Below are 14,346 nucleotides of genomic sequence, written 5' to 3' on the forward strand. Positions count from 1 at the left end.
TCGGTTCATCCCTGCGCGGCCGGATGGCCCGCATCGACGTGCACTTTCACCGTCGCGGAGAGGCCGGGACGCAACACGCCTTGCATGTCCTTCGGCACGTCGAGGCGCACGCGCACCGGCACGCGCTGCACGATCTTCGTGAAGTTGCCGGTCGCGTTTTCCGCGGGCAATACGCTGAAGGTCGCGCCGGTCGCCGGCGCAAGGCTTTCGACCACGCCATGCAGCGTGGTATTCGACGCGTCGAGCTGGACCTCGACGCTGTCGCCCGCGCGCATCTTGCGCAGCTGGTCTTCCTTGAAGTTCGCGTCGATCCACAGGCCGCTCGCGGGCACGACGGTCAGCAGCGACACGCCGGTGTTGGCGAGCAGCCCGACGCGCGCGGTCCGATTGCCGACATAGCCGTCGATCGGCGAGCGGATCGTCGTGTATTCCACGTTCAACGCGGCGACGCGCTGCGCGGCCTGCGCGGTCGCTATGCGCGCTTTCGCGTCGCCGATCTGCGCGTCGAGCACCGCGATCTGGCGTTGCGCCGCGAGCAGCGCCGCGCCGCTGCGATCGACCGCGGCGCGCGCTTTGGTCAGATCGGCATCGGCTTTCTCGACGACCTGGTTCGACACTGCGTCGTCCTTCACGAGCTCGCGGTAGCGGATCTGGTCGGCCGCGCTGCGCGTCAGCTCGGCGCCCGACGCGCGGACCTCCGCGGCCTGCTCGTTGATCGCCGCGAGTTGCAGCGATTTCTTCGCTTCGAGCTCGGTGACGGCGGCCTGCGCGCTCTCCACTTCCGCGTTGGCCTGCGCGAGACGCGCGTCGTAATCGCGGGCGTCGAGACGCACCAGCACCTGGTTGGCATGCACGAACTCGTTGTCGCGCACCAGCACGTCGGTGACGAAGCCGTTGACTTTTGGCGCCATCACCGTGACGTCGCCGCCGACGTAGGCATCATCGGTCGTCTCGAGGAAGCGGCCGACGAAGAACCAGTACGACGTGGCCAGCGCCAGCACGACGAGAACGGACAGGATCGCGAGCAGCATCCACGGGATACGCCGCGCCGCTCGGGCTGGTTGTACCGCGCTCGGGGGCGCGACGGTCGAGGGAGTTGTGGACATGATGTCGATATGTGCGTATGCACTCTTCAGGTTGAAAAAAACGGCGCGGTGCGCCGGCCTCCGCTACCTTCAGCGTTTATGTCAAAGCGAATCTGTGGTGATCGCAAATAGCTCGCTGCGCAGCGCGGCCGCGCGCTTCTCGCCGAAGCGGTGTTCGAACTCGGCCTGTGCGGCGTACCAGTACGCGCGGGCCGAGGCTAACCGCTGTTCGCCCTCGGGTGTCAGCGAGATCAGCAGCGTGCGTGCATCCGCACCCAGTGCCTCGCTCGACACGAGCCCGTCGCGGCGCAGCGGCTGGATCGTGCGGACCAGCGTGGTGCGCTGCATGCGCATGGCTTCGGCGATCTGCTTCATCGTCATCGGACCGGTGCGCTTCAGACGCCCCAGCAGCGAAAACTGCGTGATGGTCAGGTCGACATTCGACAGATGCCGATCATAGATCTGCGATACGTGACGCGCGGCCTGGCGGATCGCAAAGCAGTCGTCATCTAGGAGCGCTTCCATTCGCTTCCCTTCCTTTTGCTCGTTAGTGCATATGCACATGAAGCGGCATTATAAAACCCGCCGAGGCGGGCTCCGGTGCCGATCTAGTCGGTGATGCTGAACAGCTCCGCGCGCAGCGTCTTCGCGCGGGCGCGACCGAACTTCTTTTCGAACTCGTCCTGCGCGGCGCGCCATGCGACCGAGGCCTGATCGAAGGTAGTCACGCCCTTTTCCGTCAGGCTGAACAGCAGCGTGCGGTTGTCGTGGTCCGCCGCTTCGGCCAGCACGAGACCGTCGCGCTGCAGCGGCTTCATTGCGCGGACCAGGGTGGTGCGCTCCATGACCATCGCGTCCGCGAGCTCCGCCATCGGCAGGTTCGGGGTGCGCGCGAGCTTTGCCAGGATCGTGAACTGCGCAGCCGTCAGCCCGACGCTGCCGAGATGGCGCTCGTAGATCTGCGTGACATGCCGCGCCGCCTGGCGCAGCGCGAAGCAGTTGCATTCATCGTAGGAGACAGGGCGGTTCATGCAATCAAGTCTATGTGTGCATATGCACGATGTCAAGTTTTTCTGCGCACGCACTGGGAGCCCTCACCGCAAATCCGCTCGCAGATCACGCACACCCTTGCCCAGTCGTTGGCGCAATAGCGTGCGTAACGTGGCACCGTCGACATACCCGACCTCGGCCGCGATCGCGTCGATGCCGAGGCCGCTGCCATGCAGCAGCGACTGCGCGTGCTCGACACGCAGATCCTGAAAGTACCCCAACGGCGATTTGCCGAGCACGTCCTGGCAACGACGCTGCAGCGTGCGCGCGCTCGTCGCCAGTGCGGCTGCCGCGTGCTGCAGCGAGAACCCTTCCTTCAGATGATCGCGCGCCCATCGCTCGAAACGCTGAATCAGCGGATCGGCCTGAGCGAGGTGGTTGGGAATGATGTAAGGCGCCTGCGATGAGCGCAGATCCGCGAGCAGATACCGCGACACGAGCGCGGCCAGTTCGGGGCTCGCGCGACGGATCAGCCACAGCGCAAGATCGAGATGCCCCATCGCCGCGCCCGCCGTCACCCCGACCTCCGTTGGCACCAGCATGCGCGACTCGTCGAGCAGCACCGCCGGATAGCGCTGCCGGAACAGTGGACTCAGCCACCAGGTCGTCGTCGCTTCGCGATGATCGAGGAGCCCGGTTTCCGCGACGAGGAACGTGCCGATGCATGACGCGGCAAGCAACGTGCCCTGTGCATGCCACGCGAGCAATTGTTCCCTGGCGTCGCGCACGTCCGGCCGTTCGAGCGCCGGCACCAGTTGCTCCGGGGTGCCGGTGCCGAGCGCGGGAATGACCACCCAGTCCGGTTTTAGGTCGGCGGTGATCGCTTGCACGGGGATCGCGAACCCCTGCCCCGACTGGACCTTCTTGCGCACGCCGACGATCGACAGCTCGAAGTGCGGCCGTCCGCCCATCTTCGCGGCCGCGAACCGGTTGGCGAGCGAGAACGCGTCGAGCATGACGGTGAGGCCGGTATCGAACAGCCCCTGCAGGGCGAGGATCGCGATGCGCATGGCGTAAATGACCCTAAAGTTGTCATTTGCGACGATACCGCTTTTTCCGGACGAGGGCTACAGTGAACTCCGTTGTACATCGCAACGAACGTCGACCAAGGAGGTCACAGATGAAAGTTTTCGCCATCGCATCCGCACAACCGACCCTCACCCCGGACAAGCTCCAGCAGCACTTGCCCCACGAGGTGCCGGCCACTCTGCAGTTCTATCTGGACGGCAAGGTCGAGCAGTTCTGGTTCCGCGACAAGGCCGGACCGATCTTCCTGATGAACGTCGCATCGGTCGATGAGGCCAGGTCGATACTCGACGCGTTGCCGCTCGTGGCCGACGGGCTGATGAAGTATGAGTATTTGCCGGTGGGACCGCTCGCGCCGCTCGGGCGGCTGATTCACAAGGGATGATGTTGCAGGCGGAATAACGGTGCCGCCGGCCTGGCCGGCGGCACGCTAGCAGAAGCATCACTGCCCGACCTTCTCCGATTCAACCACGAGGTCCAGTACATAAGCCACCGACGGTCCGTCGGCGGGCGGGTTCGTGATCGTAAAACGCTTGACGCGCACCACGTTACGGATGCCCGGCGTGTGCGTATAGCCTTCGATATTCTGATTGAACGGCTGCCACGGACCGGGCGTGCCGGTGGCCAGCCCCTGCTCGTCGAAGAAACGTTCGCGCACGAGCAGACATTGCCCGTCCGGCATCAACGGATGGGTGCACGGCACCGACTGCGGCGCCACCTCCAGGAATGCAATTTGACCGGGGCCGCCGTAGCGCGTCTCGGCCGTCGGCACGCCGGTAAAGCTCAGCGTATCGCCGTTATCCGTGACGAGTTGCAGGCGCGGCCCGTTGTCGCGCGCGAGAAGGTTCACGTTGACGCTGCCGCGCACTCGCTGCGAGATCGCATCGTCGAGTGCGGCAAGCGCGGGGTCGTTGCAGGCCATCATCGTGGTGACCATCGGGCCGATCTGCAGATACCCCTTCCTCACCGTGTAACCCGCTCCCATGTTGTTGCAGCTATTGACGACGGTGATCCGATACGGACTGAAGTCCAGTTGCACCGGTTTGTCCGGGCGGGCGAACAGCGCATCGATGCGGTTGCCGTTGCTGTCGATCGCGTTGCTCAGCTGCCAGTGGTAGCGGGCCAGCTGATCGGTGCCGGTCGGCGCCGCCGGGTTCGCCGCGGCCGTGGTCGCCGTGGGAGCCGGCGCTGTCACTTCGGGTGTCTGCGCGCACGCGGCGAGAACGAGCGGCAGCAGGAGCAAGCGGTATTTCACGTCGGCACCTCGGTGAGTTCAGTGGTTGTTCCGGGCGTTGGCCCGCGTCGCCTGGCGAAGGGACGCGAGCATCAGGTCGCATGCCCGAAAGCCGGAAAAGCCAGTGAAGGTCACCACCCGGCCACGTTACGCCGGGTTTGCGCACCTGCGTCGCTCAGGCCGCGAGCAATCGACTCGACGACCGACAGCATAACGCAGGTAGATGGCGGAAATATGCTGTTCCATGTCTGCCTTGGATTCTTCGTTAGGTTACCGAACTGCGGCAGGTGACGCAGGCTACGCCTTGGATATGTCGCGACGCACCGCGGGCGCGGCGTGAAGTCTCCTGAGCCGGGGGCGCAGCATCAGATAGAAGGCGGCAACGTGCGTGATCGCCAGCGTCGGTACATAGATGATCGGGATCGCGTACATGGCGCCCAGTTCTCCTGAATGCGCGGGCAGATCGGCCGCTGTCGCGTGGTAGTAGTCGACAAGCAGATCGGCCATACCGACCAGATTGAAAGCAACCACGAACGACCAGAAAAGCGGCCGTATCCGCGCCGTCAGCAAGGCCAGCATCGCCAGCACGCCCGTGGCGAAATCTCCGTAAGCGGCGAACGCGGCGAAGCTCGCGGACAGTTGCGGACTGACGACGCCGGGTAGCAGGAACGCGAGCCCGAAAAAACGGAAGCTGTGCAAGGTGGCGATCGCGCGTTGCGCGTCGAACGGCGCCATCGACCTGAGCTTCGGCCACACGTAGGTGCGGAAGCACAACAACCAGGCAACGTAGCCCAGAACGAGATGCATCTGAAAGAGAAGCCGCGCTGACATGATGCCTCCTGTCGAATGTTGGATGCGCAGGTGATAGGTGTACCATCGTCTCGCGCGAGCGACTATTCCTCACAATGTTGACAGGCTATGAAGCAGAACTTCACAGTCAGGCAGGGTGCACTCGACGGCGTCGAGGTCTTCCTCAGCGTGGCCGAGCATCGCAGTTTTCGCGGCGCCGCCGCGGCGCTCGGCGTGACGCCGTCGGCGATCAGTCAGGCGGTGCGCGTGCTCGAAGCGCGCATCGGCGCGACGCTTTTCATTCGCACGACGCGCAGCGTCGGCTTGACCGAAGCCGGCGAGCGCTTTCTGGCGCGCGCCAAGCCCGCTTTCGAGGAACTCGTCGCCGCCAGCGAGGTGGCGCGCGGACTCGGCGAGCGGCCGTCCGGCCTGTTGCGTCTTTCGGTGCCACGCGCGGTCGTGCCGATCCTGCTGGAGCCGCTGATCGCGTCGTTCTGCGAGGCCAATCCCGAGGTCGAGGTGGAGATTGCGGCCAGCAAGGAGCTGATCGATCTCGCGGCGGAAGGGTTCGACGCCGGCATCCGGCTGGGCCAGTTCGTTGCCGCCGACATGGTCGCGGTGCCGTTGACGGCGCCATTCCGCTTCGTCGTGGTGGGAAGTCCCGGCTATTTCGCGGCGCGCGGCCACCCCGAGCACATCGACGATCTGCGTACGCATGCCTGCATTCGCTGGCGGCGCTCCAACGGCGCGCTCGCGTCGTGGTCGTTCAACGACGACGGCCAGCCGATCGAAGTCGCCGTTTCCGGTCCTTTCATCGCCAGCGATTTTCTGGGCATGCTGGGTGCGGCGAACGCAGGCATCGGCCTTGCTCAGCTACCCGAGCCGATGGCCGCCGAGGGGTTGCGAACCGGAAAGCTCGTGCGCGTTCTGGAGGCGTATGCGCCGATGATCCCTGGCGTGTTTCTCTACTATCCGAGCCGCCGGCAGATCATGCCGAAGCTGCGTGCGTTCATCGATCATGTGAAGAGCCGCACGGCGAGTACCCAAAATGGGCGCTGATTGCCGGTCTGCAGGAGTACCTGTGGTCTGGCCGCCATTTCTGGCAACCATTTGGCGATTACGGTACGGCCGCGCTAGCGGCGACCGCTTTCAACTCATGAGCCTTGTAATATCGACCGCCCCAGAACGAGTAACTCGTTGAACTGTGTTACCAATTCGAAACATAAAGCAAACGACAGCATATAAGACGGCCCGGGAAATCTGTGCATCCACCCCAGAATCGGCACTGAAATACGTGTTCTAACGGCGTCCCGAGTCATTATCCATGTGATGGTCGCGCCAATCGCCGCCCCCGCGATTATGTCGGTCGGATAGTGCCATCCGAGATAAACGCGAGGCAGACATATGAAGATCGCGGTGTATAAAAGCGCGAGCACACCGGCGCGGCGCGACACCAGAAAGATCCCGGTTGCGACCGAAATCCACAGCATCGCGTGGTCACTTGGGAAGGAGCTCCAGGCTGGCAACACGGCCGCTTCCAGACCACCCGACGGAAAACTCAGGTGTAGCTCAGGATTAAACAGAGGCCGTATTCGGAATGGCAAATAATGGGCAATAAGCCTGAATATCGCGAGCGCAAGAAGGCCGCTCGCGATCGTCGCGACGACCATTTCACGCTCCCAATCACCACGCTGGCTGGGTTTGAACCATATCCACCACAATACTGGTATGAGCACCAAACCCTTGAATGTGTATAGGTCCGCGATGATTCTTATGGCGTGATTCAACATGGCGCAATTCAGCGCCATGTGCGTCAGGAAAGCTTGGATTGCGGTATCGAAAGGGTCCATTCGTCAGGAGTGTCCGCAAAAGCTTTCGAGCAATCGGTGCGGTAGCGAACGTTTGCGTTACTCGCGAACAGCCAGTCCGCTTCTCTTAAGCAATTCTTCAGCATGGTTACCTTACGATCGCGCCGAACCGACAAGACGAACAACCGACGCGCATTCAAGGGATCTGTTGCCATGCAGTTGCTGTTGATGGGAAAGGATGAGTTGATCGCTGGACCGGTCGTCGATACGTTGCGACGTGCGGGCCATACCATCAATTGGATGAGTGTCGTTGGCGAGCCCATGAGTTGGCCGGACTGCATGTACGACCTCATCATGCTCGACCCTGACCTGTCGGGAATCAACCTTATTGACGCGCTGAAGCGTTATCGAGAGTGCGGTGGCGATGCCCTGATCATCATCGTGACGGCACAGAGGGAACTGAAAAGTTGTATTGCCGCACTCGACGCAGGCGCGGACGATTACCTGGTCAAACCATTCGACGTCGATGAACTTGCGGCGCGCGTACGTGCGTTGACGCGTCGCAGAGTGGTACGGACGGTTCCCGTTCTCGCGTACGATGGCCTCATGCTGGATGCAGCCTCTCATCGAGTCACCCTGCATGGAGAACCGCTCACGCTGGCGCCGCGCGGGTTCGCTCTGCTACAGGCGCTGATCGAAGATCCGGCGCGCGTTTTCACTCGCTCGGAACTTGAAGCGAGGATATGCGATCCACGCGAGGAAATCGCCAGCAATGCCATCGAAGTGCAGGTGTGTGGCTTGCGACGAAAAATCGGAGCAGGACGGATCGTGACGGTACGCGGCGCAGGCTATTGTCTGCGAACACCTGACTCGACAGTCCGCTTCGCTGGCTAGCGGACGTTCCTGTTTCAAGCGCGGTTACCCGCTTCGTTGCGAGAAACCATCGTGAGCGCGAGTCCGGCCAGCACGAGAGCCACGCCGACCACGAACGATGGGCCGACCCTGTCGCCGAACATGAATGATGCAGCGGCAATGCCGAAGATCGGCTGGAGGAACTGAACGCTCGCGGCAACCCGCGCCGGAACGATACGCAGCAGGTTGAGCCACATGAACAGGCCGGCAACAGTCACGATCACCCCGAGATATACCGCGGCTGATACACCCTGCGTGGTAACGTGAAATGGAACGTGCCACATCTCCCACGCCGCCCACGGCAGCAGTGCAACGAAACCGAACAGCGTGCTCCAGGCTGCAACCGTCGCAGTGCCATATGCGGTCGTGAGTTCGACGCTCCAGACGTAATAGAACGCAATCGCGAGCGCCGACAGCAGCACGCAAATCGCGCCGCCCGCAGTGGTATCGGACAGCGTCGCTGCGCCGTGCTCGCGGGCGAACGCGACCAACGCGATGCCCGCGAATGCCGCTAGCAGTCCCAGCTTTTGCCAACCCGATACATGCTGTTTGAGGCGCAGCGCCGCAAAGAACACGATAAAAACCGGAATGGTCGCGGAAATGATGGTGCCGACAGACGCCGAGGTGCCCGAGACGCCAAAGGTCTGCGCGACCTGTCCGATGCCGATGCCCAGCACGCCTAGCATGGCGACGCGCGGCCATGCGTGCCGCGGCAACGGATGCCGGCCCACCGCGAAGATGAGCAGTAGCGGCACGGCTACGGCAAAACGCATTGCGGTGAGCGTCAGCGGGGGTAGCGACTCGAGTCCCAGTTTGGTCACCGGTATGGATAGTCCCCACATCACCGCGAGGACCAGCAATGCGCCGAAACTCCGCATCGTGATCGTCTTGGCTGCGTGGTCATTGACGACCACCCCGGAACGGGCATCACTCAGGCTTGGGCTCGACATGGGCGTTGGTGCGAAAAAGACATTGAATGGAGATATTCGCGGCCGCGCGGATCGTTGACAAACGATTTGTCGTCATATAATGCGTGAGCAAAACTCACACATAACGGCCCATCATGTTCGATCGGCTTCCACCGCTGCAAACCCTGCGCGCGTTCGAAGCGACTGCGCGACTACTGAGCATGACGCTGGCCGCCGAGGAACTGCACGTGACCCACGGCGCAGTGAGCCGGCACATCAAGACGCTCGAGAATCATCTCGGTGTTCCGCTGTTCCGCCGCCTCACGCGCCGGATCATCCTGACCGATGCGGGAACCGAGTTTCACTTTGCTGTAGCTCGACTACTGGGCGAGCTGACGAGGGAAGCCGAGAGCCTGCGCGGACACGACAGCCTCGCAAGCATGACGATCAGTACCAGCGTTTCGTTCGCGACCAAGTGGCTGGCGCCGCGCCTTCATCGCTTCAAGGCGATTCATCCGGAACTCGATGTGCATCTCGACGTGATCGATCGCAATGTCGATCTGGACGATGGGCAGGTCGACGCAGCCGTGCGTTACGGCGGGGGTCGCTATCCTCGCGTGCAGTCCGAACGGATTCTCGAAGAAACCGTGACACCGGTTTGTAGCCCCAGCTACCGCGAAGAAGTCGGCGGGTTGACGACTCCGGCTGATCTCACACGCTGCACGCTGCTGCATGAAGACCGGATGTTGGCCAATTGGGAACAGTGGTTCGCCTACGCGGACGTGGACAGGAACCGCAGAGGTCGAGGTCCCGCATACAGTCACGGAAGCATGGCCATCGAGGCAGCCATTCGTGGCGAAGGCGTAGCTCTCGGACGCAGCGCCCTGGTAGGCGATGACATCGTGGCTGGACGCCTCGTCGCGCCGTTTCCCGACATTCGCCTGAAAGTCGAGCGCGGCTATGATCTGGTCTATCGCGTCGGCAATCGCGATCATCCCAAGGTCTGCGCGCTGCGCGACTGGTTAGCAGCCGAAGTGCGGCGATTTCTGGCAGACACGAGATGAATGCTGGCTTCGGCCAGGAGCGGCAGCGTGGGCTATGGCGCCAATCCCGGTGCGTCGTAATCGAGGGGTCGAGCTGCAGCGAGAGTTGGAGGCGGATATGGCAAGCGAGGACCGCAACGAAAAGGCGGAGCCAGCGATGGTGCCGCCAGTCGCAAACCCGGGGATCATACGGCCGCCTTTTGTCTACCTGAGTGCAATCGCCCTTGGCGTGTTGCTGCATTTCGCATGGCCAGTGCAGCTTGTGCCTCATACAGTGAGCGGGCCACTCGGGGCAGCGCAGTGCTGGTCGCTGTCGTGCTGTTTCTCTGGGCCGTGCGCACGCTTCGGGCCGCTGACACCCCCGTGCCGGGAAATCGGCCCACCACCGCTATCGTCAGCAAGGGGCCCTTTCGATGCAGCCACAATCCCATCTACCTGGCTTTTTCGCTGCTCCAGTTAGGCATTGCGTTCTCGGTCAACAGTCTTTGGCTACTGCTCACCCTCGTGCCGGCGGTGGCGCTGATGTCACTCGTGGTCATCCCGCGGGAAGAGCGCTATCTGGAAAGCCGCTTTCCGTCGGAATACCTGGCCTACAAGGCGTCTGTGCGTCGCTGGCTGTGAACGCTTTCTGGAAAAAAGTTTCCAGACTAGCGATAGTTCACGAAGTTAATAATGTCGTTGAGGAACCACGGCAGTATCAGTTGCGTGTCGGAATAGCTGGTGCCGACGGTGAGTCGCGGTGGTCTCGCAGCGGCGTCGGGACCGTGCAGCAGGTAGGCGTTCGTATCGTGCGCCGCCTGAGGACTCGCCGGCGGCGAGGTCGACGTGCAGCCGGCAGCGAAAACGAGAAATGCTGCGAAGCAAAGAGACTTCATGAGCGGGTGAACTCCGGCGACGTTTCCTCCATTATGGCCGAACTCAGTCGAGTACCTGCGACGAGCCGCGCCCGCTTCACAACGCCAGCACCGTCACACCCACTTCCATCCGATGCGCGCCGCCGCCGAGAATCGTCCCGCGCAGCAACGACACATCGCTGTAATCGCGCCCGATCGCGAGCGTCACATGATCGAGATCGGCGAGCACGTCATTGGTCGGATCGAGATCGATCCAGCCGCTGGCCGGACAATGCACCGACACCCACGCGTGCGAAGCATCCGCGCCAATCAGACGCGGATGGCCGGGCGGCGGATCGTTGCGCAGATAGCCGCTGACGTAGCGCGCGGGCAAACCGAGCGAGCGCAGGCAGCCGATCATCACCTGCGCGAAATCCTGGCACACCCCGCTCTTCAGCTCGAATGCGCGTTCGGCCGGCGTATCGAACAGCGTCGCCGACGGCTTGTACGCGAAGTCCTCGTGAATGCGATGCATCAGATCGATCGCGCCGGCGACGAGCGGCCGGCCCGGCGTGAAGCTCGGCAACGCATACGCGCGCAGCGACGGCCGCAGTGCAATATTCGGCGACGCGAAGCAATACTCCGCCTCGGGACGGAACGCGCCTCCCACGCGAAACCGCAGCGCCTCGGCCACCGTCTCCCAGGGCGGGGTCGCCGCGGCGTCGAGGTTGGTCCAGCGCGGCGTCAGCGCGACCGTGGTCTCGCTGACGAGCTGCAGACGCTCGTGCGGTGTATCGAGCGCGAAGTACAGCACGTCGTTGCCGAACGCATCGATGCGGTTATGCCGATACGACGGCTCCGGCTCGATTCGCTCGCTGCGCGAGATCACGTGCTGCCACGGACACGCGAGCGGCCGGATCGTCGCCAGATGCTGCGCGGTTTCGACATACGTCGAGTAATGGTAGGTAGTGCGATGAGAAACGGACAGCACCGTCGATGCGTGCTTCATACCCACACCTGCGAGGCGACCGTGGTCGCGTGACTGAAATAGCGCGCGCTGATCTCATGCGCGGCCGCATTGGCGAAGCCGCCGATCTGATCGCACAGCGCAATCAGCTTGCCATACGAGCCATGTTCGTCGACCTCGCACAGCGATCCGAGCGACGGCAGCATCTCCACCGGCGGCAGCAGCTCCGCGAACGGCCGATGCCGAACGCTGGCCGCCGCGACGGCGATCTCGCCGAGCTTGTTGCGCAGCCGTTCGTACACGCCATAAATGCCGCGCGGATTGTGCGGTTCGATCACCAGCAGATCGAGCAGCGCGGGCACTTCGAAACGCCCCGGGTACAGCGAGCGATACGTGAGCGTGCTGTCGAACATTTGCAGCAGCAGATCGAAGCCGGCCGGCGTCGCGAGCTGGCCGTTCGCGGCGACGCCGCGCATGAACGCGGCCATCGTCGCGACGCGTTCGATATGACGCCCGACGAACAGCAGCCGCCATGCTTCATCGCGCGTCATGCGGTCGCCCTGCGCGCCGCTGATCGCCGATAGCTGCACCGACAGATGTTCGAGCGCGTTCGCGAGCGTCACGCGATCGTAGCGATCGAACGCACTGCCGCTGCTCGCGGCACCCGCGCCGCCGTTGCCCGCGCCCACGGCAGGCAGCAACACCTGCAACGCGTCCTGAAAGTCGTTGCGCGCCGCGAGGATCATGCGCCAATGATCATTCGACAACCGCCCGCGCACCTCGCCGTTCGCGCGCGCCTGGCAGTTGAGGTTCTGGCTGATGCTGACACTGCCCGCGCTCTCGCCGAGATTCGCGACGAGCGCGCGCTCGAAGGTCTGCGGCGAGGCCGGCCCGTGCGGCGACGCCAGGTCGCCAGGCTGCACGAGGCCGCACCATGTCGCGAGTTCGACCAGCGTCGCGAACATCGCGTCGGCGTCGTTGCCTTCGAGCGAGCCGAGAATCAGCCGCAGCAGCCGCACGTTGTTTTCCGCACGCTCCCCATAGCGGCCCGCCCAGAACAGGTTCTCCGCGGCGCGGCTCGATACCGTGCGATGCTTGCGCGTGAGGTCGGCGGGCTGCATCGGCGAAGGCAGCAGCGTGAACGTAGAGCTGGGCTGGCTCGACAGCACCCATGTATCGACGCTGCTGCCGCCATGCTGCATGGATACCGTGGTCTGACGCTCGGCGGCCATGCGCGTGAAGCCGCCCGGCATCACGTGCCAGCCGCCGTTGACGTCGGCGATCGCATAGACGCGCAGCACCGACGGCCGCCCGCCGATCGTGCCCTCCTCGTAGCGCGGCGTGCAGGAAAAGCGCTGCTCCTGCTGGATCGTGAACGCGTCGGGCCACGCGTCGATGCGCTCGCGCCATGCCGCGAGCGGCTGTCCTCCCCCTTCGATGCCGGGCGGCGCATCGCGTCCCGCGAGCGGCCATGTCGGCACGACGAACGCGTCGTCGAGGTGGGCAAACGCATGCTCGCGCGCCGCCTGTTCGCCGCACCACCAGGTCGGCACGCCGGGCAGCAGCAGTTCTTCGCCGAGCAACGCTTCGGCGATACCGGGCATGAAACCGTGCAGCGCCGGCGACTCGGTGAACCCCGAGCCCGGCACGTTGGACACGATCACATTGCCCGCCCTCATCACCTGCAACAGCCCCGGCACGCCGATCGTCGAATCGGCGCGCAGCTCGACCGGGTCGCAGAATGCGTCGTCGAGACGGCGCAGCACGACGTGCACGCGTTCGAGGCCTGCAAGCGTCTTCAGATAGAGCCGGTCGCCGCGCACGGTCAGATCCTTGCCTTCGACCAGCGTGACGCCGAGATAGCGCGCCAGAAACACATGCTCGAAATAGGTCTCGCTGTACGGCCCCGGCGTGAGCAGCGCGATATGCGGTGAAGCGTCGGCGCTTTCCTCGTCGCGCATCGTCGCTTGCGCGGCCTGCACGAGCGTCGCGATCAGTTGCGAATAGAGCGGCGCGAGCCGGCTCACACGCAGCGAGCGGAACGGCTCGGCGAGCAGCGTCGAGACGATCAGGCGGTTTTCGAGCGCGTAGCCGAGACCGGAAGGCGCCTCGGTGCGATGCGCGATCACACTCCACTCGCCGCCCGGCGTGCGCGCGAGATCGAGCGCGACGACCTGCAGATACTGGCCACCGGCCGGCGTGAAGCCCTTCACCGAACGCAGATAGCCCGGATGCCCGAACACCAGCGCGGGCGGCAGTTGCCCATGTTCGAGCAGCGTCTGCGGTCCGTAGATGTCGGCGACGATCGCGTTGAGTAGATGCGCGCGCTGCGCGACGCCGCGCTCGAGCTGCGCCCACTCGGCCTCGCTGATCAGGAACGGCAGCAGGTCGAGCGCCCAGGGCCGCGACTTGCCGTTGTCGGCGTAGACGTTGTAGCTGATGTCGTTGTCGCGGATCTGCCGAGCGATCGACGCATGATGGTCCGCGAGCCGCGCTACGCCGTCCTCGTCGAGCAGCGCGAAAAACTGCCGCCACGGCTCGCGCAGCGCGCCCGACGCGTCGCGCAGCTCGTCCCAATGTCCGTCATGACCCGGCAGCAACCGCAACAGGGACGAAGCGTCCGCCGGCATCGCGGACGCTTCGAAGGGCAAGGTCGATTGAAAGGCCAAGGTCGTGTGGTGTCAGCGATGC

General features: G+C 63.9%; 16 protein-coding genes. 5 read left to right on the forward strand and 11 right to left on the reverse strand.

Annotated features, from left to right (window positions below):
* Positions 1-5 precede the first annotated feature (5 nt).
* The 4 genes from QFZ94_RS05660 to QFZ94_RS05675 form a co-directional block, all read right to left on the reverse strand.
* Positions 6-1,106, reverse strand: a complete 1,101-nt coding sequence (locus QFZ94_RS05660) for an HlyD family secretion protein (protein WP_410851374.1) — start codon at positions 1,104-1,106, stop codon at positions 6-8.
* Between the two features lie 81 nt (positions 1,107-1,187).
* The gene (locus tag QFZ94_RS05665; protein WP_429455849.1) at positions 1,188-1,610 is read right to left on the reverse strand and encodes a MarR family winged helix-turn-helix transcriptional regulator; all 423 of its coding nucleotides are present in this window, start codon (positions 1,608-1,610) and stop codon (positions 1,188-1,190) included.
* Positions 1,611-1,693: 83 nt separating this feature from the next.
* Entirely contained in the window at positions 1,694-2,116 is a 423-nt protein-coding gene (locus QFZ94_RS05670) for a MarR family winged helix-turn-helix transcriptional regulator (RefSeq protein ID WP_368582260.1), read from the reverse strand.
* Positions 2,117-2,179: 63 nt separating this feature from the next.
* Entirely contained in the window at positions 2,180-3,145 is a 966-nt protein-coding gene (locus QFZ94_RS05675; protein ID WP_368582259.1) for a GlxA family transcriptional regulator, read from the reverse strand.
* Positions 3,146-3,255: 110 nt separating this feature from the next.
* Between QFZ94_RS05675 and QFZ94_RS05680 the strand changes: the two genes are divergently transcribed.
* Positions 3,256-3,546 (forward strand): hypothetical protein, encoded by a 291-nt coding sequence (locus QFZ94_RS05680; protein WP_410851376.1) that lies wholly within the window; start codon positions 3,256-3,258, stop codon positions 3,544-3,546.
* A 57-nt stretch (positions 3,547-3,603) separates the two neighbouring features.
* On the opposite strand, the gene QFZ94_RS05685 is transcribed toward QFZ94_RS05680, so the two are convergent.
* Together QFZ94_RS05685 and QFZ94_RS05690 are read right to left on the reverse strand one after the other, a co-directional pair.
* On the reverse strand, positions 3,604-4,416 hold the full coding sequence (locus QFZ94_RS05685; protein ID WP_429455850.1) for a DUF4377 domain-containing protein: 813 nt from the start codon (positions 4,414-4,416) through the stop codon (positions 3,604-3,606).
* Between the two features lie 276 nt (positions 4,417-4,692).
* On the reverse strand, positions 4,693-5,226 hold the full coding sequence (locus QFZ94_RS05690) for a hypothetical protein (protein ID WP_429455851.1): 534 nt from the start codon (positions 5,224-5,226) through the stop codon (positions 4,693-4,695).
* 87 nt (positions 5,227-5,313) lie between these two features.
* Between QFZ94_RS05690 and QFZ94_RS05695 the strand changes: the two genes are divergently transcribed.
* Positions 5,314-6,243: a LysR family transcriptional regulator gene (locus QFZ94_RS05695; protein WP_429455852.1), complete on the forward strand. Its 930-nt coding sequence runs from the start codon at positions 5,314-5,316 to the stop codon at positions 6,241-6,243.
* 95 nt (positions 6,244-6,338) lie between these two features.
* On the opposite strand, the gene QFZ94_RS05700 is transcribed toward QFZ94_RS05695, so the two are convergent.
* Entirely contained in the window at positions 6,339-7,034 is a 696-nt protein-coding gene (locus QFZ94_RS05700) for a phosphatase PAP2 family protein (RefSeq protein ID WP_429455853.1), read from the reverse strand.
* Positions 7,035-7,205: 171 nt separating this feature from the next.
* Here QFZ94_RS05700 and QFZ94_RS05705 point away from each other — a divergent pair, with 171 nt between their 5' ends.
* The gene (locus QFZ94_RS05705; RefSeq protein ID WP_429455854.1) at positions 7,206-7,886 is read left to right on the forward strand and encodes a response regulator transcription factor; all 681 of its coding nucleotides are present in this window, start codon (positions 7,206-7,208) and stop codon (positions 7,884-7,886) included.
* A gap of 14 nt (positions 7,887-7,900) precedes the next feature.
* On the opposite strand, the gene QFZ94_RS05710 is transcribed toward QFZ94_RS05705, so the two are convergent.
* Entirely contained in the window at positions 7,901-8,854 is a 954-nt protein-coding gene (locus QFZ94_RS05710) for a DMT family transporter (RefSeq protein ID WP_368582252.1), read from the reverse strand.
* Between the two features lie 113 nt (positions 8,855-8,967).
* Here QFZ94_RS05710 and gcvA point away from each other — a divergent pair, with 113 nt between their 5' ends.
* A complete protein-coding gene (gene gcvA / locus QFZ94_RS05715; RefSeq protein ID WP_368582251.1) occupies positions 8,968-9,876 on the forward strand; it encodes a transcriptional regulator GcvA in 909 nt (302 codons plus the stop codon).
* A gap of 279 nt (positions 9,877-10,155) precedes the next feature.
* A complete protein-coding gene (locus QFZ94_RS05720) occupies positions 10,156-10,476 on the forward strand; it encodes a methyltransferase family protein (RefSeq protein WP_429455855.1) in 321 nt (106 codons plus the stop codon).
* Between the two features lie 26 nt (positions 10,477-10,502).
* On the opposite strand, the gene QFZ94_RS05725 is transcribed toward QFZ94_RS05720, so the two are convergent.
* The 3 genes from QFZ94_RS05725 to QFZ94_RS05735 form a co-directional block, all read right to left on the reverse strand.
* A complete protein-coding gene (locus QFZ94_RS05725) occupies positions 10,503-10,730 on the reverse strand; it encodes a hypothetical protein (RefSeq protein WP_429455856.1) in 228 nt (75 codons plus the stop codon).
* 76 nt (positions 10,731-10,806) lie between these two features.
* On the reverse strand, positions 10,807-11,697 hold the full coding sequence (locus QFZ94_RS05730; RefSeq protein WP_368582248.1) for a transglutaminase family protein: 891 nt from the start codon (positions 11,695-11,697) through the stop codon (positions 10,807-10,809).
* Positions 11,694-14,324 (reverse strand): circularly permuted type 2 ATP-grasp protein, encoded by a 2,631-nt coding sequence (locus tag QFZ94_RS05735; protein ID WP_429455857.1) that lies wholly within the window; start codon positions 14,322-14,324, stop codon positions 11,694-11,696. The genes QFZ94_RS05730 and QFZ94_RS05735 overlap by 4 nt, the downstream gene beginning before the upstream one ends.
* Positions 14,325-14,346: the final 22 nt, after the last annotated feature.

This window comes from Paraburkholderia sp. JPY465 (assembly GCF_050436725.1).
Taxonomy (GTDB): Bacteria; Pseudomonadota; Gammaproteobacteria; order Burkholderiales; family Burkholderiaceae; genus Paraburkholderia; species Paraburkholderia youngii.

Coding starts and splice junctions, on each gene's coding strand:
- QFZ94_RS05660 (WP_410851374.1), bottom strand. CDS start 1,106: ATGTCCACAACTCCCTCGACCGTCGCGCCCCCGAGCGCGGTACAACCA.
- QFZ94_RS05665 (WP_429455849.1), bottom strand. CDS start 1,610: ATGGAAGCGCTCCTAGATGACGACTGCTTTGCGATCCGCCAGGCCGCG.
- QFZ94_RS05670 (WP_368582260.1), bottom strand. CDS start 2,116: ATGAACCGCCCTGTCTCCTACGATGAATGCAACTGCTTCGCGCTGCGC.
- QFZ94_RS05675 (WP_368582259.1), bottom strand. CDS start 3,145: ATGCGCATCGCGATCCTCGCCCTGCAGGGGCTGTTCGATACCGGCCTC.
- QFZ94_RS05680 (WP_410851376.1), top strand. CDS start 3,256: ATGAAAGTTTTCGCCATCGCATCCGCACAACCGACCCTCACCCCGGAC.
- QFZ94_RS05690 (WP_429455851.1), bottom strand. CDS start 5,226: ATGTCAGCGCGGCTTCTCTTTCAGATGCATCTCGTTCTGGGCTACGTT.
- QFZ94_RS05695 (WP_429455852.1), top strand. CDS start 5,314: ATGAAGCAGAACTTCACAGTCAGGCAGGGTGCACTCGACGGCGTCGAG.
- QFZ94_RS05700 (WP_429455853.1), bottom strand. CDS start 7,034: ATGGACCCTTTCGATACCGCAATCCAAGCTTTCCTGACGCACATGGCG.
- QFZ94_RS05705 (WP_429455854.1), top strand. CDS start 7,206: ATGCAGTTGCTGTTGATGGGAAAGGATGAGTTGATCGCTGGACCGGTC.
- QFZ94_RS05710 (WP_368582252.1), bottom strand. CDS start 8,854: ATGTCGAGCCCAAGCCTGAGTGATGCCCGTTCCGGGGTGGTCGTCAAT.
- gcvA (WP_368582251.1), top strand. CDS start 8,968: ATGTTCGATCGGCTTCCACCGCTGCAAACCCTGCGCGCGTTCGAAGCG.
- QFZ94_RS05725 (WP_429455856.1), bottom strand. CDS start 10,730: ATGAAGTCTCTTTGCTTCGCAGCATTTCTCGTTTTCGCTGCCGGCTGC.
- QFZ94_RS05730 (WP_368582248.1), bottom strand. CDS start 11,697: ATGAAGCACGCATCGACGGTGCTGTCCGTTTCTCATCGCACTACCTAC.